The organism is Methylotenera sp. (assembly GCF_029945705.1).
Taxonomy (GTDB): domain Bacteria; phylum Pseudomonadota; class Gammaproteobacteria; order Burkholderiales; family Methylophilaceae; genus Methylotenera.
The window spans coordinates 19,043-42,852 of the sequence record NZ_JAQSDC010000036.1; the positions used below are offsets into that span (position 1 = coordinate 19,043).

25 protein-coding genes are annotated in these 23,810 nt (G+C 43.0%); 18 read left to right on the forward strand and 7 right to left on the reverse strand.

Features of this window, described 5'->3' with window-relative positions; genetic code table 11:
- Positions 1 to 58 precede the first annotated feature (58 nt).
- Both PSU78_RS06600 and PSU78_RS06605 read left to right on the forward strand, forming a co-directional pair.
- Complete coding sequence (locus tag PSU78_RS06600; RefSeq protein ID WP_300386041.1) at positions 59 to 829, forward strand: thioredoxin family protein; 771 nt, start codon at positions 59 to 61, stop codon at positions 827 to 829.
- A 99-nt stretch (positions 830 to 928) separates the two neighbouring features.
- Complete coding sequence (locus PSU78_RS06605) at positions 929 to 1,789, forward strand: DMT family transporter (protein ID WP_300386044.1); 861 nt, start codon at positions 929 to 931, stop codon at positions 1,787 to 1,789.
- A gap of 78 nt (positions 1,790 to 1,867) precedes the next feature.
- Here the strand turns inward: PSU78_RS06605 and PSU78_RS06610 are convergent, their stop codons facing one another.
- The 4 genes from PSU78_RS06610 to PSU78_RS06625 all read right to left on the reverse strand — a co-directional run bounded on the left by PSU78_RS06610 (position 1,868) and on the right by PSU78_RS06625 (position 4,926).
- The gene (locus PSU78_RS06610; RefSeq protein ID WP_300386047.1) at positions 1,868 to 2,662 is read right to left on the reverse strand and encodes a DUF2063 domain-containing protein; all 795 of its coding nucleotides are present in this window, start codon (positions 2,660 to 2,662) and stop codon (positions 1,868 to 1,870) included.
- The gene (locus PSU78_RS06615; protein ID WP_300386050.1) at positions 2,659 to 3,495 is read right to left on the reverse strand and encodes a DUF692 domain-containing protein; all 837 of its coding nucleotides are present in this window, start codon (positions 3,493 to 3,495) and stop codon (positions 2,659 to 2,661) included. The genes PSU78_RS06610 and PSU78_RS06615 overlap by 4 nt, the downstream gene beginning before the upstream one ends.
- 79 nt (positions 3,496 to 3,574) lie before the next feature.
- The gene (locus PSU78_RS06620) at positions 3,575 to 3,925 is read right to left on the reverse strand and encodes a hypothetical protein (protein WP_300386053.1); all 351 of its coding nucleotides are present in this window, start codon (positions 3,923 to 3,925) and stop codon (positions 3,575 to 3,577) included.
- 212 nt (positions 3,926 to 4,137) lie between these two features.
- The gene (locus PSU78_RS06625) at positions 4,138 to 4,926 is read right to left on the reverse strand and encodes an exodeoxyribonuclease III (RefSeq protein ID WP_300386056.1); all 789 of its coding nucleotides are present in this window, start codon (positions 4,924 to 4,926) and stop codon (positions 4,138 to 4,140) included.
- A gap of 31 nt (positions 4,927 to 4,957) precedes the next feature.
- Here PSU78_RS06625 and pyrE point away from each other — a divergent pair, with 31 nt between their 5' ends.
- Together pyrE and PSU78_RS06635 are read left to right on the forward strand one after the other, a co-directional pair.
- Positions 4,958 to 5,632 (forward strand): orotate phosphoribosyltransferase, encoded by a 675-nt coding sequence (gene pyrE, locus PSU78_RS06630; protein WP_300386058.1) that lies wholly within the window; start codon positions 4,958 to 4,960, stop codon positions 5,630 to 5,632.
- Positions 5,633 to 5,704: 72 nt separating this feature from the next.
- Positions 5,705 to 6,346, forward strand: coding sequence for a DUF4124 domain-containing protein (locus PSU78_RS06635; protein WP_300386061.1), 642 nt, complete (start codon positions 5,705 to 5,707; stop codon positions 6,344 to 6,346).
- Positions 6,347 to 6,460: 114 nt separating this feature from the next.
- Here the strand turns inward: PSU78_RS06635 and gatB are convergent, their stop codons facing one another.
- Genes gatB through gatC form a run of 3 tightly spaced genes read right to left on the reverse strand, consistent with a single transcriptional unit; the run spans position 6,461 to position 9,772 of the window.
- A complete protein-coding gene (gene gatB, locus PSU78_RS06640; RefSeq protein WP_300386064.1) occupies positions 6,461 to 7,948 on the reverse strand; it encodes an Asp-tRNA(Asn)/Glu-tRNA(Gln) amidotransferase subunit GatB in 1,488 nt (495 codons plus the stop codon).
- A 3-nt stretch (positions 7,949 to 7,951) separates the two neighbouring features.
- On the reverse strand, positions 7,952 to 9,421 hold the full coding sequence (gatA, locus tag PSU78_RS06645; protein ID WP_300386067.1) for an Asp-tRNA(Asn)/Glu-tRNA(Gln) amidotransferase subunit GatA: 1,470 nt from the start codon (positions 9,419 to 9,421) through the stop codon (positions 7,952 to 7,954).
- Between the two features lie 36 nt (positions 9,422 to 9,457).
- A complete protein-coding gene (gene gatC, locus PSU78_RS06650; protein ID WP_300386070.1) occupies positions 9,458 to 9,772 on the reverse strand; it encodes an Asp-tRNA(Asn)/Glu-tRNA(Gln) amidotransferase subunit GatC in 315 nt (104 codons plus the stop codon).
- 211 nt (positions 9,773 to 9,983) lie between these two features.
- Here gatC and PSU78_RS06655 point away from each other — a divergent pair, with 211 nt between their 5' ends.
- The 14 genes from PSU78_RS06655 (at position 9,984) to PSU78_RS06720 (ending at position 23,802) form a co-directional block, all read left to right on the forward strand.
- Positions 9,984 to 11,027, forward strand: a complete 1,044-nt coding sequence (locus PSU78_RS06655) for a rod shape-determining protein (protein ID WP_300386073.1) — start codon at positions 9,984 to 9,986, stop codon at positions 11,025 to 11,027.
- A 111-nt stretch (positions 11,028 to 11,138) separates the two neighbouring features.
- Positions 11,139 to 12,224 carry a rod shape-determining protein MreC gene (gene mreC / locus PSU78_RS06660; RefSeq protein ID WP_300386075.1) on the forward strand — a complete coding sequence of 362 codons (1,086 nt, stop codon included), beginning with the start codon at positions 11,139 to 11,141 and terminating at the stop codon, positions 12,222 to 12,224.
- Positions 12,211 to 12,690 (forward strand): rod shape-determining protein MreD, encoded by a 480-nt coding sequence (gene mreD / locus PSU78_RS06665; RefSeq protein WP_300386077.1) that lies wholly within the window; start codon positions 12,211 to 12,213, stop codon positions 12,688 to 12,690. The genes mreC and mreD overlap by 14 nt, the downstream gene beginning before the upstream one ends.
- A 24-nt stretch (positions 12,691 to 12,714) precedes the next feature.
- Positions 12,715 to 14,670: a penicillin-binding protein 2 gene (mrdA, locus tag PSU78_RS06670; RefSeq protein WP_300386079.1), complete on the forward strand. Its 1,956-nt coding sequence runs from the start codon at positions 12,715 to 12,717 to the stop codon at positions 14,668 to 14,670.
- Positions 14,663 to 15,757, forward strand: a complete 1,095-nt coding sequence (rodA, locus tag PSU78_RS06675; protein WP_300386082.1) for a rod shape-determining protein RodA — start codon at positions 14,663 to 14,665, stop codon at positions 15,755 to 15,757. The genes mrdA and rodA overlap by 8 nt, the downstream gene beginning before the upstream one ends.
- Positions 15,758 to 15,786: 29 nt before the next feature.
- Positions 15,787 to 16,818, forward strand: a complete 1,032-nt coding sequence (locus tag PSU78_RS06680) for an SPOR domain-containing protein (protein ID WP_300386085.1) — start codon at positions 15,787 to 15,789, stop codon at positions 16,816 to 16,818.
- Between the two features lie 27 nt (positions 16,819 to 16,845).
- Positions 16,846 to 18,018, forward strand: a complete 1,173-nt coding sequence (locus tag PSU78_RS06685; protein WP_300386088.1) for a D-alanyl-D-alanine carboxypeptidase family protein — start codon at positions 16,846 to 16,848, stop codon at positions 18,016 to 18,018.
- Positions 18,019 to 18,049: 31 nt separating this feature from the next.
- The gene (locus tag PSU78_RS06690; protein ID WP_300386091.1) at positions 18,050 to 18,331 is read left to right on the forward strand and encodes a DUF493 domain-containing protein; all 282 of its coding nucleotides are present in this window, start codon (positions 18,050 to 18,052) and stop codon (positions 18,329 to 18,331) included.
- Positions 18,332 to 18,375: 44 nt separating this feature from the next.
- The gene (lipB, locus tag PSU78_RS06695) at positions 18,376 to 19,029 is read left to right on the forward strand and encodes a lipoyl(octanoyl) transferase LipB (RefSeq protein WP_300386093.1); all 654 of its coding nucleotides are present in this window, start codon (positions 18,376 to 18,378) and stop codon (positions 19,027 to 19,029) included.
- Entirely contained in the window at positions 19,022 to 19,987 is a 966-nt protein-coding gene (lipA, locus tag PSU78_RS06700) for a lipoyl synthase (protein WP_300386095.1), read from the forward strand. The genes lipB and lipA overlap by 8 nt, the downstream gene beginning before the upstream one ends.
- A 72-nt stretch (positions 19,988 to 20,059) precedes the next feature.
- Complete coding sequence (gene gshA / locus PSU78_RS06705) at positions 20,060 to 21,355, forward strand: glutamate--cysteine ligase (RefSeq protein WP_300386098.1); 1,296 nt, start codon at positions 20,060 to 20,062, stop codon at positions 21,353 to 21,355.
- 25 nt (positions 21,356 to 21,380) lie between these two features.
- The gene (gshB, locus tag PSU78_RS06710) at positions 21,381 to 22,331 is read left to right on the forward strand and encodes a glutathione synthase (RefSeq protein WP_300386101.1); all 951 of its coding nucleotides are present in this window, start codon (positions 21,381 to 21,383) and stop codon (positions 22,329 to 22,331) included.
- A complete protein-coding gene (locus PSU78_RS06715) occupies positions 22,332 to 23,411 on the forward strand; it encodes an FAD:protein FMN transferase (protein WP_300386104.1) in 1,080 nt (359 codons plus the stop codon). It abuts the gene before it with no gap.
- Positions 23,386 to 23,802 carry a NusG domain II-containing protein gene (locus PSU78_RS06720; protein WP_300386107.1) on the forward strand — a complete coding sequence of 139 codons (417 nt, stop codon included), beginning with the start codon at positions 23,386 to 23,388 and terminating at the stop codon, positions 23,800 to 23,802. The genes PSU78_RS06715 and PSU78_RS06720 overlap by 26 nt, the downstream gene beginning before the upstream one ends.
- The last annotated feature ends 8 nt before the right edge of the window (positions 23,803 to 23,810 follow it).

Here is a 23,810-nt window from a genome sequence, read left to right on the forward strand (position 1 = left end):
TAAGTTTTCTGCGATAACTCCGACCAACTCCTAGTAATCACAAAAAAGGAGTTTGACCATGCGCCTTATCACCAAAGTAGCATTCACTTTAAGCTTAGTTAACCTTGTCTGCCAGCCCGCAATCGCTGCAGAATGTAGCGCCAAAAGCGGCGCAGCAACAGTACCCTTACTCGAGCTATATACCTCAGAAGGTTGCAGCAGCTGCCCACCAGCAGATAAGTGGTTAAGTGATTTAAAGCCAGACACTAAAAAAATCATTCCGCTCGCTTTTCACGTAGATTATTGGGATTACATAGGCTGGAAAGATAGATTCTCTAAGGCAGAATACTCCGATCGTCAACGTAGAACTGCCGCGTTTGCAGGCGCTGGTTTTGTCTATACCCCGCAATTTGTATTAAGCGGTCGTGACATGAAAGGCGCAGATACCTCGCGTTTAAACCAAGCGGTTTCTGCCAGCCAAAAACTAGCCTCGCGTGCCAATTTAAGTCTTGATGCAATGACACAGGCGAACGGTGAAATCACACTCAAAGCCACTGCACAGGCGGTTAACCCCGCAGACATTAACAATGCAGATATTTTTGTGGCAATCTATGAAAACAAATTAGTCAGCCAAGTGAATGCAGGTGAAAACAACGGCCGCGAGCTAAAACATGATTACGTGGTGCGTGATTTATTAGGCGCTTATCAACTGAGTAATAAAAATGAGTTTGCAAAAACCATAACCTTAAAACCTGAGTGGAAAGGCAGACAAGCAGGCGCTGTGATATTTGTGCAAAATTCAAAAAATGGTGAGATTTTGCAAAGCTTACAGTTGCCATTTTGTAGCTAAATTTAGAGCAATCAACTAGCTCATCAAAATTTGAGGTGAGCAAAAATTGATACCAATTTAAGATAGAATATGGCTCTACCCTTAATATAGTAACGTTACGTGAACACCGAGCACCCTCAAAAAGGCATTTTATTCATCTGTGCCGCCGTGTTTCTCTTTGCAAGTAGTGATGCACTCTCAAAATACCTCACCAATTTTTACCCTGTGGTGATGGTGCTATGGGTGAGGTATGTGGTGCATGTTTCACTAATGTTAGTCGCATTAAGGCCACCATCATTAAAGTCATTAATCGCCACTCAAAATCCCAAGCTACAGATTATTCGTGGCTTATGCATGGTGAACACCAACTTAATGTTTATCAGTGCCTTACACTATATTCCACTAGCGGAAGGCACCGCGATTATTTACCTCAGTCCGTTAATAGTCACGGCGTTGTCGGCTCCACTTTTAGGTGAGCACATTGCACGTATACAGTGGATTGCGGTAGCCATCGGCTTTATCGGCGTGTTATTCATCGTACGCCCTGGTGGCAGCATGTTCCACCCAGTCGCTTTGCTGGCCTTAGGTGCTGCTCTCTCGTTCAGCGTGTATCAAATCATTACCAGAAAACTTAACTTTACTGACAGCTCAAGTACCACAAACTTTATCAGCGGACTAGTGAGCACCTTGGTCACTAGCTTGTTGCTGCCTTTTTTCTGGAAAACACCCTCCCTATATTTTGCATTATTGATGGTGATATTAGGTGTATCCGCACTCGTCAGCCACTTATGGATGACCAAAGCCTACCAATACGCAAAACCCTCCACACTTGCGCCTTTTTCATACATGCAGCTATTATTTGCAGGCTTAATCGGCTATGTCTTTTTTAACCAATTACCAGATTTCTTAGGATTGATTGGCATGCTGGTGATTGTGGCGGGCGGGTTGGTGGTGTTTAGTAAAATTAGTTACAAAAAATAAGGTAGAAAAAGCTGTGCTATCTAGCCTAAGCACAACAAGCACTCAGCATACTCAAAAAAGGGGAAATTAAGCGTTTAGCTATGATGCAAACTTAATTAAGGTGACCTTACAAATTAGCCCATTTTCTAACCAGCCAGCTAGATATTGTGCCGCAGTTGCCATGGCTTGCTCCTCATCCATTTCAACTTCCAGGTTAGCGCAAATTTCTCCAAAGGTTGCTCCCATCACCGCCATATTTAAGGCAATAACTTCCATTTCTGTTGTCAGCCTAAATTGTGAATTGAAATTCTTTCGCCAAATGAGCCATGATTGATAAGTGCTTTCTTGCGCTGGCTTTGGTGGCATTTCTTCTACTTCGAGCGCTTGCCAAATCGGTATTGTGTTCCAACGGGTACGGACGAATTTGATGGCGGGTTGAAATTTAAAACTTAGCGCATCCCAGTTTTCTGGCGGAATGGCGGAAAGTTCTTGCAGACTTAATTCCGGAACATCTTCCGCATCAAAAGCAAGTGATAGCGCCGATTCAAAATCCGCCATCTCAGCGGCGACAGGGTGCTGCGCTAATGTAGTGAGTAAGTACTCGCGCATCTCACTACCATACCAGCGTAAGTTTCTATAAGTAGAAGGGTAAGCAGTAATATATTCACGGGCAATCTTATTAAACAACACGTCGCCTAACAAGGCTTTTAGCTGAGGGTAAGCAGTAGCGAGCGCTTCTATAATGCGAAGTCGATAGGCATCGTGGTAAATACTAAGGCGCTTTTTCGCACCTACTTTGTTGTCGTCAATCATCGCTTTTATGAAACTTGAGCTTTTAACATCATCTAATAAATAGGCCTGAAAATCAGCTTGAAGTTTAGCTAGTTGGGTCATGCTGCTGCTCTGAGTACGTTGGCTGATAGGTCACGTGCGATTTGCAGCTCTTGCACTAGTACATCTAATTCTGGAATGTTGTCATCACGCTCTATCATGGTAGAAACGTCTCCAATTTTAGAAATTGCGTAGCCATATAACTCCCACACTGGATCTATGATGGGCGCATCATGAGTATCAATAATATAATCGCCATTATTTTGATGCCCAGCTAAATGTATTTGCTGGACTCTCTGTTGAGGAATGCCGTCAATAAATGCTTTTGCGTCAAATTGATGGTTGTAGCTGCTGACGTAAATATTGTTGACGTCTAATAACAATAGGCAATCGGCTTGCTCACAAATGAGAGAGATGAACTCCCACTCACTCATGTTGGAATCTACATAACTCGCGTAGCTAGAAACATTTTCCAGTAAAATTTGGCGGCCTAGATAATCTTGCACAATCTTCACACGCTCGGCTACGTGTTTGGCGGTTTCTTCGGTGTAAGGTAATGGCAATAAGTCATGAATGTTTTGACCGTGTATGCCAGTCCAGCATAGATGGTCAGAAATCCATGCGGGCTGAATTCTATCGGCTAGTTTTTTTAAGTCTTTTAAATACGTTAGGTCGAATGGCTCTGTAGAACCAATTGATAGTGATACCCCGTGCATCACCACTGGATAATCTGCACGAATACGGTCTAAAAAATTAAGCGGCAAACCGCCTGGTATCATGTAATTTTCAGAGAGTGCTTCAAACCAATCCACCTGCGGCTTGGTGTCTAAAATAGCATTGTAGTGCTCTGTTCGTAAGCCAAGACCAAAACCTAAAGCGGGTAAATTGTTACGCATATTGATCTCAAATAGTCACGTAATTTATAAATAGCAAATTGAGCATGGCATGCCACCATCACCATGCTCAGCTCGACTACTAAACTAAATGACCGCCTTTAGCATCACAATCAGCGCCTGTTAAAGCTAAGTGACCCTGACCCTTACACTCGTTTTGACCCTTGCATGCGTTTGCAGCAGTTTTGCATGAGCCTTGGCCTTTACAAGCATTGGCTGCAGTTTTACAAGAATTATGCCCTTTGCATGCATTGCCAGCAGTTTTACAATCGCTAGTGCCTTTACATGAGTTTACGCCTACACATGCGCCCACTGTGCTATTAGCCGCTGTATTAGTGCCTGCGCCGGTTGCTGCACAGCCTGCTAAGATAAGTGCCGCGGCGCCAATCGCCAATAGTGCACCGCGACGAGTTTTTGATGTTTCAATAGACATGATGATTCCTTCCAAATTGATGATAAAAAGCTTCCATCTCAAGTTTTCTAGACTTCTGAATTTATTGAAGCCTAACAAAATCAATTAGAAACGTAGCGTATTTAATTACGTGAGATTGCATAATTTAGATGCATCATGCGCCACACTCAATTTAGTCGTAGTGAATAATCAGTCCTTACAAAATAATTCAAAAAAATTTATATCCTCAGTTGCTATGCTAAATACTCAATAATTAAAGGCGCATGATCGCTAAAGCGCTCAGCTTTATAAATACTGGTTGAAACCGCTTTTGCCGCAGTTGCTGGCGTAGCAATTTGATAATCAATACGCCAACCAACATTTTTCGCCCAAGCCTGTCCGCGGTTGCTCCACCATGTATAGCTTTCATCTGTGGTATCGGGGTGTAGGGTTCGGTAAACATCCACCCAGCCCACCTCATCAAATAACGTAGTTAGCCAAGTGCGTTCTTCTGGCAAAAATCCTGAGTTTTTCTTGTTGCCTTTGTAGTTTTTAAGGTCAGCCTCTTTGTGTGCGATGTTCCAATCGCCACAAACAATGACTTCACGACCACTACTTATCAGCGCTTGCATGTGCAACATAAAGCGCGTCATGACGCTAAATTTGAAGGCTTGGCGCTCCTCTCCGCTAGAGCCGCTTGGTAAATACAGCGAAATTACGCTTAAATTACCAAACTGGCATTCTAAATAACGGCCTTCGCTATCAATATCTTGCACGTCATTATTAGAGCCGCCTAAACCTTCAATCACGGCATCTGGCTTGGTTTTACAATAAATACCAACGCCGCTGTAGCCTTTTTTCTCAGCATAATGAAAATAGCCGTAATAACCAGCAGGGTTAAGCATTTCTGGTGTCATATCGGCTTCTTGTGCTTTAATTTCTTGCATACAAACGACGTCAGCATTTTGTGTTTGCAGCCAAGTTTGTACGCCTTTATTTGTTGCGGAGCGTATGCCATTCAGGTTTAGCGATATAATCTTCAAAACTTAATTCCTTAATATAATTATCTAGAACATGAGCACGAAACATACAATTGAGCAGTCTGACCAATTCAGACAAGAGTTTATCGCATTTGCCATTAAAAAAGAGGTTTTACGCTTTGGTGAATTTACAACTAAAGCGGGTCGCCTAAGCCCCTATTTTTTTAATGCCGGTTTGTTTAATGATGGCGAAAGTTTGATGAAACTTGGCGAATTTTATGCGGCCGCCATTAAAAATTCGGGCATAGAGTTTGATATGCTTTTTGGCCCAGCTTACAAAGGTATTACGCTAGCGGCAAGTATTGCCATTGCATTTGCCAAAGATGGTCACAATGTGCCATACGCTTACAATCGTAAAGAAGCCAAAGATCATGGCGAAGGCGGTGTGATTGTTGGAAGCCCACTAAAAGGTCGGGTTCTTATCATCGATGACGTAATTTCGGCAGGCACGTCAGTGAGGGAGTCTGTTGACCTTATTCGCCAGAATGGCGCTATTGCTTGCGGCGTGGCTATTGCCATAGACAGGCAAGAAAAGGGTTTGGGCGAGCTATCAGCGGTGCAAGAAGTCATTAAAAATAATGAAATACCAGTCTGTGCAATCGCTAATTTGAATGACTTATTGACCTATCTAGAGAATCAAAATGATATGGCACAAAATTTGCTACTGGATAAAGTCATGTCGTATCGCCAAATGTATGGCGTTATTTAATTAATTTAAGGTTGAAAACAGCGCCTTAAGAATTGGTCAAAAATGGTGAGAAAGAAGCTTTAACTTTATAAAATGAGACCGTTAGCTGAAATTAACTCACTTTGTGCCGACAAGGCTAGACTTGATTATTCGAGTTCAGCCTTATTTGCTTTGTTTTTTTCTGGCTTACTGATACTGACTAGCTATTCGCATCTGGCGCATGCAGATGGCAGCAAAATCGTGAAATGGAAAGACGCAAGTGGCGTCACTCATTATGGCGACAAGATGCCAGCGCAAGAATCAGGTCGTAGTAATAGTGTGTTAAATAATCACGGTACCGTAATTAAAACAAATGAATCTTTTAACCCTAAAGATAACACTCAAGAAGCCGAAAAACTTTCAACAGAACAACAAAGGCAAGACAAGGCTTTGTTAGCGTCTTATTCCTCTGTAGAAGAAATTGATATGGCGGAAAAACGTAACTTAAAGAGTGACGAAACGGCTTTACTCACTTTAAATCAAAATCAAGAAGAAACTAAAAAGTTACTGGCGAATATTTACGCGAAATTTTCTGGAAAAAAAATGCCCAGTCAAGCCGCAGAAGATGCTCAGAATTATCAAAACCAAATGATAAAAACAAAATCACAAATTGTTGCCGTGCAAAATAGTATTGCTCAAACAAAAACTCGTTTTAATCAATATCGATCTAGGTATGTTGAGCTAAAACCACAATAAAGCGCACGTAAAAAAACAACCATAAGCTTCTAATAAAAAAGCCGCCAATGCCCGAAACTTTCTCGTCACTGGCGGCAATTTACTTTATAGCCACTGAATTTTTAACTTACAGGTCTAGCTTAGCTTTTTCTTCAAAATGTCGTTCACTTGCGCTGGGTTGGCTTTACCTTTTGAGGCTTTCATGGCTTGCCCTACTAAAGCATTAAACGCTTTTTCTTTACCCGCTTTAAACTCTTCAACCATGGCAGCATTTGCGGCTAAGACTTCGTCAATAATCGCTTCAATTGCGCCGCTGTCGGACTCTTGTTTTAGGCCTTTTGCCGCGATAATTTCATCAATGAAAGATAAGCTAGCTGTTATCGTAACTGTACTAATAGCGCTTGCAGAAAGACTTGTCCACATTTCCTCAAAAGCCACTTTAGCGCCATTATTAGCCAGCGTTCCATCTTGCAAGCGTTTCAATAGGCTAGCTAAAGCCAACGATGATATATTAGATTTAGAAATATCTATACCAGTCTCATTTAGCTTTGCTGTCAAAGCCCCCATAATCCAGTTAGCCGCTTGTTTTGCATCAGCACCTGCATCAACGGTTGCGACAAAATAATTGGCTAAATCTCGTGAGGTGGTCAGCGCGTTTGCATCGTAGCTAGACAATGCATATTGCGCTTCAAAGCGTGCTTTCATCGCTTCTGGCAACTCTGGCATCTTTGCTCTTACCGCATCTTTATCTGCCTCTGAAATGACTAATGGTAATAAATCTGGGTCTGGAAAATAACGGTAATCGTTCGCCTCTTCTTTGCTACGCATAGCTTTGGTTTCGCCCGTATCTGGGTTAAATAGCACAGTAGCTTGTTGGATTGTTCCACCATCTTCTAGCGTTTCGATTTGCCAACGTGTTTCATACTCAATGGCTTGCGTCATGAATTTGAATGAGTTCAGGTTTTTAATCTCGCGGCGCGTACCTAGCTTTTCTGTGCCTTTAGGGCGCACAGATACGTTGACATCACAGCGGAAACTACCTTCTTGCATATTGCCATCGCAAATGCCTATCCATTGCACCAGTTCGTGCAATTTTTTGGCATACGCCACAGCTTCAGCCGCAGAGCGCATATCTGGCTCAGTCACGATTTCTAACAAGGGCGTACCCGCGCGGTTTAAATCAATACCACTCATGCCTTCAACAGCACCATGGACAGACTTACCAGCATCTTCTTCCAAATGCGCGCGCGTGATATTCACCACTTTTTCATACGCTGCATTTTTACCTACCGCAGGCACTTGCATGGTGACCGCGCCTTTGCCAACCACAGGCAACTCAAACTGACTGATTTGATAACCTTTTGGTAAGTCAGGGTAAAAATAATTTTTACGTGCAAATACAGAGCGCGGCGCAATATGGGCATTAATCGCTAGGCCGAATTTAATAGCACACTGCACGGCTTCCTTATTCAACACTGGCAACACACCTGGCAAGGCAATACTCACTTCACAAGCCTGCGTATTAGGCTCTGCACCATACTTAATGGATGCACCAGAAAAAATCTTAGTATTTGTTTTTAGTTGGGTGTGAGTTTCTAGCCCAATGACGACTTCCCATTCCATGCTTTACTCCAAACCTGCTGGCATACGGGTATGCCAATCTGTCACTTGTTGATATTGATGCGCCACATTCAACATACGTGCCTCATCAAAATAATTACCGATAATTTGCAAACCAACGGGCAACGATACACCATCGTCACTTTGGGCAAACCCAGCAGGTATACTCATGCCCGGCAATCCAGCTAAATTAGTAGAGATGGTATATATATCTTGCAGGTACATGGCGACTGGATCATCCACTTTTTCACCTGCTTTAAACGCAGTGGATGGCGCAGCTGGTCCCATAATCACATCGCATTTTTTGAAAGCTTCAACAAAGTCTTGCGCGATTAAACGGCGAATTTGTTGGGCTTTTAAATAGTAAGCATCATAATAACCTGCGCTTAACACATAAGTACCAATCAAGATACGGCGCTTCACTTCCGCGCCAAAACCTTCAGCGCGACTCTTGTTATACATGTCCATCAAATCAGTGTACTCAGCAGCGCGATGGCCATAGCGCACACCGTCGTAGCGCGACAAGTTACTTGAAGCTTCAGCGGGTGCCAACACATAATAAACAGGAATCGATAAGCCAGTATTAGGTAATGAAATATCAATAATTTCAGCACCCAATTTTTTGTATTCGGCAATCGCCGCTTCAATCACTTTGCCTACATCGGCATCTAAACCTTCGGAGAAATATTCTTTTGGCAGACCAACTTTTAAGCCTTGTAACGGCTTGGCTAAATCGCGGGTGTAATCTTCTTTTTCACGATTCAAGCTAGTTGAATCGCGCTCATCAAAACCTGCCATCACATTCATCATCAGCGCGCAGTCTTCTGCACTTTTTGCCATTGGGCCCGCTTGGTCTAATGATGATGCAAAGGCAATCATACCGAAGCGTGACACTGCGCCATAAGTTGGTTTTAACCCAGTAAAGCCACACAATGAAGCTGGTTGACGAATTGAACCACCAGTGTCTGTACCTGTTGCAGCTGCACACAGTCTTGCAGCTACCGCCGCTGCGCTACCGCCGCTGCTGCCGCCTGGCACACGGTCAAAACTCCAAGGGTTTTTTACACCACCGAAATAAGAAGTTTCATTCGATGAACCCATCGCGAACTCATCCATATTGGTTTTGCCTAAATTCACCGCACCTGCAGCATCAAACTGGGTGATGATATGCGCATCGTATGGTGCAATAAAATTGGCAAGCATTTTAGAACCGCAAGTGGTCTGCCAGCCTTTTGCACAAAAAATGTCTTTTTGCGCGATTGGTATACCCGTTAACGGGGCGACATTGCCAGCAGCGATGCGCGCATCGGCTGCTTTGGCCTGTGCCAAGGTTTTGGTTTCGTCTAGAGAAATATAGGCATTAATACTGGGGTTGTATTGCTGAATTCTATCTAGAAAAGTTTGTGTCAATTCAACACTAGAAATTTTCTTCGCTTGGAGCATCTCGCCCAGCTGTTTTAGGCTGCTGTTAATCATATTCAAGTCTTATTTTAAAGTCTTATATTTAAGTGTTTACTCAATTACTTTAGGTACCAGATACAAACCACCTGCTACCGCTGGCTCTGCTGAGCCATTGCCAAGTGCAGGTGCGTTTTTCTGAAATTCTTCGCGCAGATTCGCTTTAGTGACGACATCGTCACGCAAACGCTGGCTTAAATCTTGAGAATGCGACATAGGCTCAATACCCGTGGTATCTACAGCTTGCATTTGCTCAATCAGACTAAGGATCCCTGTCAGCTTAGTGAGCGTAGCCGCGGCGTCACTTTCGCTCACTTCAATGCGCGCTAAATGTGCAACTTTTTTGATGTCTTCAATGCTTAATGCCATGTTTCATTAACCCGAAATTTAGTTAGACTATTTTAATGTTCAAAATGAGTCACTTGTTATGACTTCTCTTTGTAATTAAGTTGCAATCACATCTTAATTTTCAACGTAATATGCGGTATTATACCTGCAATTTACTGACGTCTTAATTGCGCTTTAACATTTACTTCGCGCCACAAATCGTCATCTTGCATCAAATCACAGGATAAACACAATGTTCGGTTTTATAACTAGCTATTTTTCAAACGATCTTGCTATTGACTTGGGTACAGCAAACACGCTGATTTACTCTCGCGGCAAAGGCATCGTTTTAGATGAACCTTCAGTGGTTGCCATTCGCCTAGAAGGCGGCCCAGGCGGCAAAAAAATTCTACTGGCTGTAGGTGCTGAAGCCAAAGGCATGCTGGGCCGTGCGCCAGCAAATATTCAAGCGATTCGCCCGATGAAAGATGGCGTGATTGCAGACTTTACTATTACCGAGCAAATGCTCAAATACTTTATTCGCCGCGTGCATGACGCACGTTGGTTTTCACCAAGCCCACGCATTATTATCTGTGTACCAGTCGGCTCCACTCAAGTAGAACGTCGTGCGATTAAAGAATCTGCGGAGCGTGCTGGTGCTAAACAGGTATTCTTAATTGAAGAGCCAATGGCAGCCGCGATTGGTGCTGGCATGCCAGTTTCAGAAGCAACTGGCTCTATGGTGGTGGATATTGGTGGCGGCACTACTGAAGTGGGGGTTATTTCACTTGGCGGTATTGTTTATGCGAAGTCTGAACGCGTTGGAGGTGATAAATTCGACCAAGCGATTATTGATTATATTCGCCGCAATTATGGCATGCAAATTTCTGAGCCTACTGCTGAAAACATCAAAAAAACCATTGGTTCAGCTTTCCCAGGTTCGGCCGTGTTAGAAATGGAAGTCACTGGTCGTAACCTTGCAGAAGGTTTGCCACGTAAATTTACCATTTCTAGCAATGAAATTTTAGAAGCGTTAACTGAACCATTGAATGCAATCGTTGGCGCGGTAAAATCAGCGTTAGAACAAACCCCACCAGAGCTAGGCGCTGACATTGCAGAAAAAGGCATGGTATTAACAGGCGGCGGCGCTTTATTGCGTGATTTAGATAGATTACTAGTAGAAGAAACTGGTTTGCCTGTCATCGTAGCTGAAGATCCTCTAACCTGCGTAGCACGTGGTTGTGGCCAAGCTTTAGAAGAAATGGATAAACTAGGCAGTATCTTTGCTTACGAATAATAACGACTGAATAGCCTGCGTGATGAAGTAAATTTAGGCCGTGCTACACGGCCTAAATCATATAAGAAGTTAAACTTCTACCTTAAAGAGAAATTGAATATCGCTTAACCAATGGCACTCCGCTTTAATCACAGACTCGAGCAACAATCCGCCCCAGCATTTTTTGTGCGCGGTCCAAGTCCGCTTGCGCGCTTGGCTTTTTTCTCAGCGCTTTCGCTAGCATTAATGGCGGCGGATTCTCGCTTTGAATATCTCAACAGCGTGCGCCAGAATCTACAAGCGCTATTGCACCCTTTGCAACTACTGGCCAATGCGCCATCAAGGCTTTATCGCGATACTACTGAATACTTTTCAACGCATGAGTATTTACTGAGCGAAAATCGAAAATTAAAACAAAACGCACTTAAGCAAGCGGTAGAACTGCAAAAGCTCAATACACTTGAACTTGAAAACAATAACCTTCGCCAATTGTTACAAACCAACAAATCAATCGTTGAGACCAGTGTAGCGGCTGAAATTATGCACGTAGGGCGCGATTTATTTACTAAGAAAATCATCGTGAATCGTGGTGCATCCCATAACATCGCAGCAGGCGAAGCTGTGGTGGATGCGACAGGTGTGATTGGTCAAGTGACGCGTATTTACCCACTGAGCAGCGAGGTCACGCTCATTACAGATAAATCATTAGCCATTCCAATACAAGTCGAACGTAATGGTTTGCGTGCGATTGCATTTGGGCATGGCCGCGACAATACCTTGGATTTACCATACCTACCAACCAATGTAGACATTCAACGTGGCGACAAATTAGTGACATCAGGCATCGATGGAGTTTATCCCGCAGGGCTAGCTGTTGCAACTGTTTCGCAGATTGAAATTACACCAGACTCACCATTTGCACGCATTATTTGCGTACCGACGGGTGGCGTAGAAAATCATAAACAAGTACTTTTAGTTAGCATTCCACACGCAGTAGCCCCTGTTGAAACCGAGATAATTACGCTAATCAAACCAGATGCAAAAAACAAAAAATCTGAAATTAAACCCATACCGATAAAACCAATAGTAGCTAAACCTGAAATGACAAAACCTGCTGCAATTAAAGTTGAACCAGCCAAGCCAAAACTTGCATCAGAAACAAAGCCAATATTAGCCACCCCTCCCAACAACACGAGCAAGCCACATGCCGCCGAGTAAGCTCAAATCTATCTACCTATCGCTAATAATAGCGTTCGTTTTTCTACTGCTACCATGGTCTGGATTTGCACTGAAAATACGTCCAGATTTTATATTGTTGGCCATTATTTTTTGGTTAATACGTGCGCCTAATTTATGTAATGTAGGCACAGCTTGGTTTTTAGGTCTTTTTGTAGATTTAGCCACGGGTGGAATATTTGGCCAATTTGCTTTGGCTTATACTATTACGGCCTTTTTTGCGGTGACCTATCAGCGCCGCCTAGTATTGTTTAATCATACGCAGCAATTATTTTATGTATTTTTGCTATTGATGATTTCGCAGATTGTATTGCTCATCATTAAGACATTCTCTGGTGCAGATGCTTTAGGTTGGAGTTATTTCTTACCAAGTATTCTTGGCGTTTTATTATGGAGAGTTGCTGTCATTTTTGGCTTGAATACGGGCGGTCGCTCGCGTGGGACTTAACAATCTCATGGCTGGCATTTAACTATGCGCGCTGAACTGAAGAACTTTCAGCACGAACAATATTACTTTAAGCTGAGATTAGGCTTCACAGGTTTTGTTGTAATAGCGCTATTTGGCGTGCTAGCGCTACGTTTCTCTTATTTGCAAATCAAGCAATATAAACACTATCAAACGTTGGCTGAAAATAATCGCATTTCACTCGTGCCAATTGTGCCTAACCGTGGTTTGATTCTAGATAAGAATGGCGTGGTCCTTGCCCATAACTTTTTCGTCTACACTTTAGAAATCACCCCATCCAAGGTAGATGATCTGGAAAAAACTATTTCCGAAGTCAGTAAGTTGGTAGAAGTCAGCTCATTAGACCGAAAGCGCTTTAACAAACTTAGAGAAGAAAGCCGCAATTTTGAAAGTGTACCTATTCGTACGCACTTAAATGAAGTTGAAGCTGCCAGTTTTGCGGTTAACCACTATCGATTCCCAGGAGTGGAAATCAAGTCGCGATTATTTAGGCACTACCCACTAGGCAAGCTAGGCGCGCACATGGTGGGGTACATAGGACGCATCAACGATAAAGATTTAGAGAGTCTTGAAAAAAATGGCGATCTTTCTAACTACAAAGGCTCTGACCATGTAGGCAAAAGCGGCATAGAGCAGTTTTATGAACGCCAACTGCATGGCACCACAGGGTTTCAACAAGTAGAAATTGATGCTGATGGTCGTGCAGTGCGAGTATTATCAAGCACACCACCTGTGCCTGGCAGCAACCTTGTTTTAACGATTGATAGCAAAATTCAAGAGATTGCTGAAACTGCTTTTGGTGAACATCGCGGTGCATTAGTCGCCATTAACCCAAAAACGGGTGAAGTACTGAGCTACGTTAGCCAGCCGACTTTTGACCCCAATATGTTTGTAGATGGCATTGATGTGGAAAATTGGAGGCTACTCAATGACTCTTTAGATAAGCCACTGATTAATCGACCCATACGCGGCATTTATCCGCCAGGCTCTACTTTCAAGCCCTTTGTTGCAATGGCTGGGCTAGAAAATGACAAACGCGTTCCACCTTTTAGCATCAGCGATCCCGGTTACTTTACTTTAGCCAATAGTGTGCATAAATATAGAGACTGGAAACCCACAGGTCACGGCATGGTAGACATGCAGCGCGCCATCACAATATCTTGTGACACTTTTTTCTATGGTCTAGCATTGGAATTAGGGATTGATAAACTGACAGACTTTGTCAGACACTTTAACTTTGGCAGGAAAACTGGCATAGACATTCAAGGTGAAAATGCAGGGCTATTACCAACACCAGAGTGGAAAATGCGGCGCTTTAAACAGCCTTGGTATCAGGGCGAGACCGTCATAGTTGGTATCGGTCAAGGCTACACCTTGGTGACACCTTTGCAGCTAGCGCAAGCCACGGCGACATTGGCAAACAATGGTGTGGCTATGAAACCGCATTTAGTCGCAAAGATTCAAAAAGCCATTAGCAATGAAACGCAAACGCTACCATTAGTCGTGCAAGATACTATTCCACTAAAACCTGAAAATATTGATATTGTTAAACGTGGCATGATTGCGGTAACGCAACCTGGCGGTACCGCAGCCGCCGTGGGTGCAAATGCGCCATATGCCATTGCTGCAAAAACAGGTACAGCTCAAGTGATTGGTATCAAACAAAATGCAAAATATAATGCTAGTAGCATTGATGAACGCCATCGCGACCATGCTTTATTTATAGCCTACGCTCCAGCTGAAGACCCGACAATCGCGATTGCGGTCATTGTAGAAAATGGTAATCACGGCGGCACCACAGCAGGACCAATCGCCAGAAAAGTAATGGATTACTATCTATTAGGTAAAATACCTGTGCCTGAACAAGCCAAGGATGATAAAAAAGTACCGACAAAACCACCTAATAATGCATTAGGTGCAGCGGCAACTCAACCAGTGCCAGAAGAAGAATTGCATGATTAGTAAACTGTTAAAGCAATTTCTCAAACACATCGACCCATTCCTCATGGTGTGTTTGTTTTTCACCTTAATGGTAGGTTTATTCGTGCTGTATAGCGCATCTGGGCAAAGTGTTGCTCGCATATACGGGCAAGGCATTAACATCGTGGTTGCCTTAAGCTTTATGTGGATAGCAGCCAATATTGCGCCAAACCAACTAGAGCGTGTTGCACTTCCACTTTATATTTTTGGCGTACTGCTATTAATCGCAGTCGCACTATTTGGCTCGATTAGTCACGGTGCACAGCGCTGGCTTAACCTAGGTTTTACTAAAATTCAACCGTCTGAAATTATGCGAATTGCCATGCCAATGATGCTTGCTTGGTATTTTTCTAAGCAAGAAGGTAAACCTAAAATGGCCGATTTTGCCATAGGCGGTTTATTATTATTAGTACCTGTCGCTTTAATTATGAAACAGCCTGATTTAGGCACATCATTGCTGATTACTGCATCAGGCTTTTATGTGTTATTTTTAGCGGGATTAAGCTGGAGATTACTATTGGGTAGCGCAGTATTATTTGCCGCATCTACGCCAATTTTGTGGTCGATGTTGCATGATTATCAACGTAAGCGTATCGAAATTTTACTAGACCCTACACAAGACCCACTTGGCGCTGGTTACCATACCATACAAGCTATTATTGCAATTGGCTCAGGAGGCACCGCGGGTAAAGGCTGGCTAAACGGCACGCAAGCTCAGTTAGACTTTTTACCAGAACGTACAACTGACTTTATTTTTGCTGTATTCGGTGAAGAGTTCGGATTATTAGGTAATTTATTGCTCCTGCTATTATTTACTTTGATTATTCTACGTGGATTAGTCATTGCATCTCAGGCGCAGAGCACTTTTGCAAGGCTATTAGCAGGTAGCATCACGCTTACCTTTTTTACTTATGCATTTGTGAATATGGGCATGGTGAGCGGCATTTTACCCGTGGTAGGTGTACCATTGCCGTTAATTAGCTATGGTGGAACTTCCATGGTAACGCTATGCCTTAGCTTAGGCATTTTAATGAGCATACATACCCACAAAAAATTGGTAGCCACTTAATGAATTTCAATATTTCAAACCATCAATTGATGCGTTCTCCCTTATTAATACTGGTAATTACCGCACTGTTGGCGGCTTGCGGACAGAATCCGCCGCTCAAATCTGCCACTAAAGCGCCTACCGCTTCTACACCAACAAAACAAACACCAACCTCACCGAACAACGAATCAAGCAATAAACCAGCAACAACACCTGAACCTAAACCAGGCTCAGGCGGCTATTACCTCGATGATGGTCCAGGTGAAAATGCCCCAGCGAATATAGATAGCATTCCGGGTGCTACATTAAAAACGGAGCAGCCTTACAAACGTTCAAATAAGCCATACTTGGCATTGGGTCAGCAATACACGCCCATGACTAGCTACGTGCCTTATAAAAAACAAGGCATTGCTTCTTGGTATGGTAAACGCTTCCATGGCAAAAAAACTTCAACAGGTGAAGTGTATGACATGTACGCCATGACTGCCGCACATACTGTCTGGCCGATTCCTAGCTACGCAAAGGTCACTAACACAGCCAATGGTCGCTCCGTCATCGTGCGCATTAATGATAGAGGGCCATTTAAACGGGATCGTCTTATCGATTTATCTTACGCTGCCGCTTATCAATTGCGCTTAATTAAACAAGGCAGTGGCTTGGTTGAAGTAGAAACGATAGATACGAGCCCTGAGGCTTTGCGTAAAATTTCGACTGATGCACCAATACAAACAGCTGCCGCGCCTCAGAATCTATCTTCTGAAAGCACACCGCCAAGCAATGTCTCCCCTATGGCTCAAAATGCTGCGATTGAAGCAGCGCCTGCAATAACGACAACTGCTACCAGCACACTAAGCTCACAATTCTATGTTCAGGTAGGTGCTTTTAAGAATGAAGCGAATGGTGATCTATTACAGAAAAAAATCCAAAGTTTAGATCTGGGCGAAAATGTAGGGGTAGCTAACGTGTATAATAGTGGTCTGTATCGCGTAAAACTTGGGCCATATACCAGTAAATCTGAAGCCGACGTTTCGGCTGCAAACATCCGCAGACAATTAAACATTGCCGCACGTGTCACTAATTAATCAATCAAATCATCAAAACATAATTACATGCAAAAACTGACTTCAACTCCATTAAAAAATATTTTATGTGCTTTTGTGCTTAGCACAACTGCGCTGGCTCTTTCTTCAGTAGCTCAGGCTGAAAGTGCGCAAATTGCGCCGCCACCAAACCTGGCGGTTAAGGCCTATTTACTTAAAGATTTTAATAGCAACTATGTGATCGCGTCACAAAATAGCAGTATGCGTATTGAGCCTGCGTCACTGACTAAAATCATGACTGCATATTTAAGCTTTAAAGCACTTAAAAATGGACACCTATCACTGACACAGACGCTACCAGTCAGCGAAAAAGCTTGGAAAGTTGAAGGTTCAAAAATGTTTATTGAACCTAACAAACCTGTCACTGTAGACGAACTTTTACACGGAATGATTATTCAATCCGGCAATGACTCCTCTATCGCACTAGCAGAAGGTATTGCAGGGACTGAGCCACAGTTTGCAGATATGATGAACAAAGAAGCCGCAAGATTGGGCATGAAAAATACGCATTATATGAATGCAACAGGCTTACCAGATGCTCAGCACTTCACTACAGCTGACGATTTGGCTACGCTTGCTACCGCACTGATACGTGACTTCCCAGACCAATATCAGCGTTTATATTCAATAAAAGAATATACCTATAACAAAATCACTCAGCCTAATCGCAATCGCTTATTATGGTCAGACCCTAATGTGGACGGCATGAAAACTGGCCATACTGAAACTGCAGGTTTTTGTTTAATTGCATCAGCAAAACGAGATGGTATTCGTCGAATTTCTGTAGTGCTAGGTGCGCCAACAGATTCGGCACGAGCAAGCGAAAGCCAAAAACTACTTAATTATGGTTTCCAATACTTTGATTCAAAATTAATCTACAAACAAGGACAAAGTATTAACCAGCTTAAAGTATGGAAAGGTGCTGAAAATCAAGTAGCTTCAACCGTCGCTAACGATTTGTATGTAACTGTTCCAAAGGGTGACTATGCGAACGTTAAAGCGGTTATGTCTAGCACTCAACCGTTGATTGCACCCATTAAAAAAGGTCAAGTAATCGGCACTGTGAAATTCACACTCAATGGCAAAACAATAGAAGAGCGCAGTTTAGTTGCCGCAAAATCTATTGATGGCGCAGGTATTTTAGGGCGCGCTTGGGATTCAATTAAACTATTAATGCAATAAGTATTACTGCAAATTTACTAGGCTAAACACCATGGCTGATATAGAACCTCACACCGCCCCCCCATTAATTGACTTCCCAAGTGACTTTCCAATTAAAGTCATGGGGAAGACGGAGAGCCAGTTTCCCGAGACTGTGATTTTGCTTATCCAAACAATAGTACCGACGTTCAACCCTGAAAATATTGAATCTAGGATAAGCTCTTCTGGTAAATATACCAGTCTCACCTGCACTGTGCATGTCGAGTCACAAGTGCAATTAGACGATATTTATCGTTTAATCAGTGCACACCCTTTAGTAAAATTTGCGCTTTAAAACTATCACATCATTTTTAAAGTAATTTCACCAGACTAAAACCAATGACTGTGCAGCCACCTTTCTTAATCAGGCAGCTAGGGCTTACTGATTTTGAAGCTACTTGGCATGCCATGCAAAAGTTTACCGCAGAACGCACCGCAAACACGCCAGATGAGCTTTGGTTGACTGAGCATTCGGTCGTGTATACGTTGGGGCTGAATCGTAAAAATGTGCGTTTACCCGTTCGAAATAATATTCCTTTGGTGCCAACTGACCGAGGTGGAAAAATCACTTATCACGGGCCTGGTCAGCTGATTATTTACGTGCTGTTTGACTTAAAACGTGGCAATCTAAACATCCGTAAACTGGTGAGTTTGCTCGAAAACTCTGTCATAGAACTACTCAACAATTTTGGCAAACAGGCCGTCTCAAAAGCTGATGCGCCAGGTGTATATGTTGAAGAGGCCAAAATAGCAGCGCTTGGATTACGCATCAAAAATAATTGCTGTTATCATGGCTTAAGTTTAAATATAAACATGGACTTATCGCCGTTCGATGCCATTGACCCATGTGGCTACGTGGGCTTAAAAGTCACGCAAACTAAAGCATTAGGCATCAACGCCAATGTAGAAACCATCAGTGAGTTGTTACTGAACATACTCATGACAAATCTTGGCTCACAAAATAATTTAGTAAATGGAAATACAAATGACTGACGTAAATACGTTAAATATTAAAATATCAAAAATAGCTGGTGTAAAAGAAATTGATAGTGCGAAAACCTCACGCATTCCTATCAAAATTATTCCAATGCCTATGCTGCGCAAGCCTGAGTGGATACGCATGAAAGCGCCTGATTCAGCACGCTACCAAGAAATTAAAAAGATTCTACGAGAGAATAATCTTCATACAGTATGTGAAGAAGCCAGTTGCCCAAATATCGGCGAATGCTTTAGTGGCGGTACTGCCACCTTTATGATTCTAGGTGACATTTGTACTCGCCGCTGCCCATTTTGTGATGTTGCACACGGCAAACCTCTGCCACCTGACGTAAATGAACCAGAGAACTTAGCGCGCACGATTGCACAAATGAAACTCAAGTACGTGGTGATTACTAGTGTGGATCGCGATGACTTAAAAGATGGCGGCGCGCAACACTTTGTAGATTGCATACAGGCTGTGCGTGCGCAATCACCCAATATTAAAATTGAGATCCTCGTTCCAGATTTTCGTGGTCGTTTAGATGTTGCGATGGAAATTCTGCGAAATGCGCCACCTGATGTGATGAATCACAATCTTGAGACCATTCCTCGCCTGTATAAACAAGCAAGACCAGGTTCAGACTATCAAAATTCATTACAGCTATTAAAAACCTTTGGCGAAATGTACCCAGAAGTCCCAACAAAATCGGGCTTAATGTTGGGTTTGGGTGAGACTGACGAAGAAATTTTAGAGGTCATGGCAGACTTACGTGCGCACAACGTCAGTATGCTAACCTTAGGTCAATACTTACAGCCTAGCGTGCATCACTTGCCTGTCATGCGCTATGTAGAACCTGCATCATTTGAAAAATTAAAAGAAAAAGCTGATGTGATGGGCTTTAATAATACGGCTAGTGGCCCCATGGTAAGAAGCAGTTATCACGCGGACGTTCAAGCACATGAAGTCATTTAAAAAGGCATACAAAAGCCTGTTCAAACGTCGCGATGATAAAGTAGCCTAAACTAGATACCGAAAAGAGATTCTATGGTTCCACACTTAACAACCGCGCTTAACGGCCCTTTACTCAGCTTAGAAAAAAGCATGCTCGATGCCATGCCAAAAATCGAACATTGGTTTCGCTCGCAATGGCTGGAGTATTCCTCACCGTTTTATGCCAGTGTAGATTTACGCAACTCAGGCTTTAAATTAGCCCCTGTCGATACCAACTTATTCCCTGGTGGCTTTAACAACCTTAATCCTGATTTCCTACCACTAAGCGTTCAAGCAGCGATGGTAGCGGTTGAGAAAGTCTGTCCAGAAGCGCATCGACTACTCATCATCCCTGAAAACCATACACGCAACACTTACTACCTACGCAATGTGGTTGAGCTTGTGAATATCATGAAACAAGCAGGTCTTGATGTAAGAGTTGGCTCTATTTCGCCTGAAATTACAGAACCTACCAAGTTAGAAACTCATGATGGCCATACGCTATTATTAGAACCCGTTGTTCGTGTAGGCAACCGCATTAAACTCGTCAACAATGAGCTTGGCGACTTTGATAGCTGTGCGATTTTGCTTAACAATGACCTATCTGCAGGTATTCCTGCCATTCTTGAAAATCTTGAACAGAATTTAATCCCACCGCTACACGCAGGCTGGAGCACGCGCCGTAAATCACAACACTTTTCTGCCTACAATCGTGTGGCAAGCGAGTTCTCTGCGCTACTTGGCATTGATGAGTGGTTATTAAACCCATATTTTGACACCTGTGGTGAAATTGATTTCCATGCGCGGACTGGTGAAGAGTGTCTGGCGCTTAAAGTAGAAGAGTTATTGGCAAAAATCAAAATTAAATACGCTCAATACGGTGTAACTCAAGAGCCATTTGTCATTGTAAAAGCCGATGCTGGTACTTACGGCATGGGCATTATGACGGTGAAGTCACCCGATGATGTACGAGATTTAAATCGTAAAGCTCGTAATAAAATGTCTGTGGTAAAAGAAGGTTTGCAAGTTTCAGAGGTGATTATTCAAGAAGGCGTTTATACGTTTGAGAGCATTAATGATGCTGTTGCAGAACCTGTGGTGTACATGATGGACCACTTTGTGATTGGTGGATTCTACCGTGTACATACAGGTCGTGGTGTGGATGAAAATCTCAATGCACCCGGTTCACAATTTGTACCATTAGCTTTTGAAAAACCTTGTAGCATGCCAGATTACGCAGGTGCGCCAGATGCTGCACCTAACCGCTTTTATGCTTACGGCGTTGTGGCGCGTTTGGCCTTATTAGCCGCCGCCATTGAGTTGCAAGAACAAGATCCGCTCAACCAGTAAAGCATGTGACTATGAGTATACAAACATGAAATTCAACTTCATTCTCGACCCGTTAGAGAGCCTCAAAAGTGCCAAAGATACTAGCTTAGCCATCATGCGAGAGGCAAGCATGCGCGGACATGAGTTGTTTGTCAGCATGCAGCATGAGCTATTTTTACGTGGTGCAACAGCAAGGATTAGTGCGAAAAAATTCACTTTTACTGAACAAATCTACACACTTGAAGAGGCTATAGAATATGCACCCGCAGACTTTGATGGCATTATCATGCGCAAAGACCCGCCATTTGATAATGAATATCTATACAGCACTTATTTACTTGAAATAGCCGCTAATCAGGGTGCAAAAATTTATAACAATCCAAGTGCAATTCGTAGTTGGAATGAAAAACTATCCGTTACCCGTTTTCCGCAATTTGCACCTGAGTTTTTAGTCACCGCTAATAATGGTTTAATCAGGGAGTTTTTAAATACTCACCAAGATATAGTCGTTAAACCGCTTGATGGCATGGGTGGCAGTAGCATATTTAGGTTAAATTTGACTGACCCCAATATCAGTGTGATACTAGAAATCATTACCGACTTTGGCAGCCGCACGATTATGGCACAGCGTTATTTACCAGCAATTTTGCAAGGCGATAAACGTATCATCTTGATTGATGGCATTCCTTTGCCCTATTCATTAGCACGCATTCCAAAAGCTGGTGAAACGCGTGGTAACTTGGCCGCAGGCGGCACAGGGGTTGCACAGTTACTAAGTGAACGTGATTTAGAAATCGCCACAACAGTAGGTAAGGTACTTAAAGCTGAAGGTTTTCTTTTAGTGGGTTTAGACGTAATTGGCGAGCATTTAACTGAAATTAATGTCACTAGCCCCACAGGCATGGTTGAAATCGCCAAGCAAACTAGCCACTTAACTGAGCCGTGCAACCCCGCTAGCATCATGGTGGACGCTTTGGAGCGGCATGCCGCATTTTAAATGCGCAAACCAAAAATTATCATTGCACTAGTTGCCTCCCTCGCATTTGGCGCTTATCTGCTCGCGCGCGAAGAGCCGCTTTACCACACGCAAAGTTATGTTTTTGGCACTTTAGTCGACATTAGTATTTATGGTGAAAATGCAGAGCGCGCAAGTTCACTTTCCAACCATATATTGCAAAACTTCCAAAGTCTGCATAACCGCTTACACGCATGGAAACCAACCGCTGAAGGCAAGCCAAGCGAGTTAGGTCAACTTAATTCGACATTTGAGCGCGGTCGAATGCTGAAAAATGTTAGCCCCGACCTAATAGCCATGCTAGCTGACGCAAAAGCGCTATCGATTAAATCACATGGTTTATTTAACCCCGCGATAGGCCATTTAATTGGCACTTGGGGCTTTCAGCGCGATGAATTTACTGCTGTGGATATTAATGACAGAATAATCAAAAAACTCGTCAAATCAGACCCAAGTATGAGTGACATCGTACTTGAAAACAATACGGCTTATAGTAAGAATTCAGCGGTAAAGCTTGACTTAGGCGGCTATGCAAAAGGCTATGCACTTGACCTTGCAGCTCAATATTTACGCAAACAGCATGTGAATAATGCACTGATTAACATAGGTGGCAACATTATTGCGATAGGCAAACATGGCGACAAGCCTTGGCGAGTAGGGATACAGCACCCCCGAGCGCCCACAGCCATTGCCACCATCGATTTACCCGATGGCTGGGCGGTAGGTACTTCTGGTGATTACCAACGCTATTTCATGCTAAATGGTAAGCGTTACTGCCATATCATAGATCCTCGTACAGGATATCCAACTCAACACACGCAATCAGTCACATTACTCGTGCCGCCACAACCAGCTAATCAAACGCAAGCAGGTGTATTGTCGGATGTGGCATCAAAACCTATTTTTATTGAGTCACCTCAAAACAGAAGCAAAGCAGCACAAGAGTTAGGTGTAGAAAACTATATGGTGATTGATGATCAAGCCAATATTTTTGTTTCTAAGAGTATGGTGACAAAACTCAATTGGCTAAGCCCTAATGTTAAATTTACCACGCTGCAATAACTTAATCTCGCAACTTAAATGCCTTACTCAAGAACTTCTGGCTGGTGACTGGTTGGTGCTGATAGTCAGCACCTTATGTGTCATTTATTTATTTCAAACCTTGTGGACTAATGAACATGCTACCAAAGTCCAAATCAGGTTAGGTGATCAAGTTTACGCAACCTACAGCCTAAACCAACAACGCGAAATTTATGTACATGGGAAATTAGGTGATGCAACCATCAGCATCGCACAAGGCAAAGCAAGGTTTGCGAAATCACCCTGTCATACGCAATACTGCGTGCATCAAGGCTGGTTAACTCACGCAGGACAAGCCGCAATTTGCCTACCAAACCAAATTAGTTTGGAGTTACTTGGTGAGAAAAAACCTTACGACACGCTTAATTATTAGCTCCAATA

Excerpts from the sequence above, each read along its gene's own strand:
- PSU78_RS06600 (WP_300386041.1), top strand. The coding sequence starts at position 59 with ATGCGCCTTATCACCAAAGTAGCATTCACTTTAAGCTTAGTTAACCTT.
- PSU78_RS06610 (WP_300386047.1), bottom strand. The coding sequence starts at position 2,662 with ATGACCCAACTAGCTAAACTTCAAGCTGATTTTCAGGCCTATTTATTA.
- PSU78_RS06615 (WP_300386050.1), bottom strand. The coding sequence starts at position 3,495 with ATGCGTAACAATTTACCCGCTTTAGGTTTTGGTCTTGGCTTACGAACA.
- PSU78_RS06620 (WP_300386053.1), bottom strand. The coding sequence starts at position 3,925 with ATGTCTATTGAAACATCAAAAACTCGTCGCGGTGCACTATTGGCGATT.
- pyrE (WP_300386058.1), top strand. The coding sequence starts at position 4,958 with ATGAGCACGAAACATACAATTGAGCAGTCTGACCAATTCAGACAAGAG.
- PSU78_RS06635 (WP_300386061.1), top strand. The coding sequence starts at position 5,705 with ATGAGACCGTTAGCTGAAATTAACTCACTTTGTGCCGACAAGGCTAGA.
- gatB (WP_300386064.1), bottom strand. The coding sequence starts at position 7,948 with ATGGAATGGGAAGTCGTCATTGGGCTAGAAACTCACACCCAACTAAAA.
- gatA (WP_300386067.1), bottom strand. The coding sequence starts at position 9,421 with ATGATTAACAGCAGCCTAAAACAGCTGGGCGAGATGCTCCAAGCGAAG.
- gatC (WP_300386070.1), bottom strand. The coding sequence starts at position 9,772 with ATGGCATTAAGCATTGAAGACATCAAAAAAGTTGCACATTTAGCGCGC.
- PSU78_RS06655 (WP_300386073.1), top strand. The coding sequence starts at position 9,984 with ATGTTCGGTTTTATAACTAGCTATTTTTCAAACGATCTTGCTATTGAC.
- mreC (WP_300386075.1), top strand. The coding sequence starts at position 11,139 with ATGGCACTCCGCTTTAATCACAGACTCGAGCAACAATCCGCCCCAGCA.
- mreD (WP_300386077.1), top strand. The coding sequence starts at position 12,211 with ATGCCGCCGAGTAAGCTCAAATCTATCTACCTATCGCTAATAATAGCG.
- mrdA (WP_300386079.1), top strand. The coding sequence starts at position 12,715 with ATGCGCGCTGAACTGAAGAACTTTCAGCACGAACAATATTACTTTAAG.
- rodA (WP_300386082.1), top strand. The coding sequence starts at position 14,663 with ATGATTAGTAAACTGTTAAAGCAATTTCTCAAACACATCGACCCATTC.
- PSU78_RS06680 (WP_300386085.1), top strand. The coding sequence starts at position 15,787 with ATGCGTTCTCCCTTATTAATACTGGTAATTACCGCACTGTTGGCGGCT.
- PSU78_RS06685 (WP_300386088.1), top strand. The coding sequence starts at position 16,846 with ATGCAAAAACTGACTTCAACTCCATTAAAAAATATTTTATGTGCTTTT.
- PSU78_RS06690 (WP_300386091.1), top strand. The coding sequence starts at position 18,050 with ATGGCTGATATAGAACCTCACACCGCCCCCCCATTAATTGACTTCCCA.
- lipB (WP_300386093.1), top strand. The coding sequence starts at position 18,376 with ATGACTGTGCAGCCACCTTTCTTAATCAGGCAGCTAGGGCTTACTGAT.
- lipA (WP_300386095.1), top strand. The coding sequence starts at position 19,022 with ATGACTGACGTAAATACGTTAAATATTAAAATATCAAAAATAGCTGGT.
- gshA (WP_300386098.1), top strand. The coding sequence starts at position 20,060 with ATGGTTCCACACTTAACAACCGCGCTTAACGGCCCTTTACTCAGCTTA.
- gshB (WP_300386101.1), top strand. The coding sequence starts at position 21,381 with ATGAAATTCAACTTCATTCTCGACCCGTTAGAGAGCCTCAAAAGTGCC.
- PSU78_RS06715 (WP_300386104.1), top strand. The coding sequence starts at position 22,332 with ATGCGCAAACCAAAAATTATCATTGCACTAGTTGCCTCCCTCGCATTT.
- PSU78_RS06720 (WP_300386107.1), top strand. The coding sequence starts at position 23,386 with ATGTTAAATTTACCACGCTGCAATAACTTAATCTCGCAACTTAAATGC.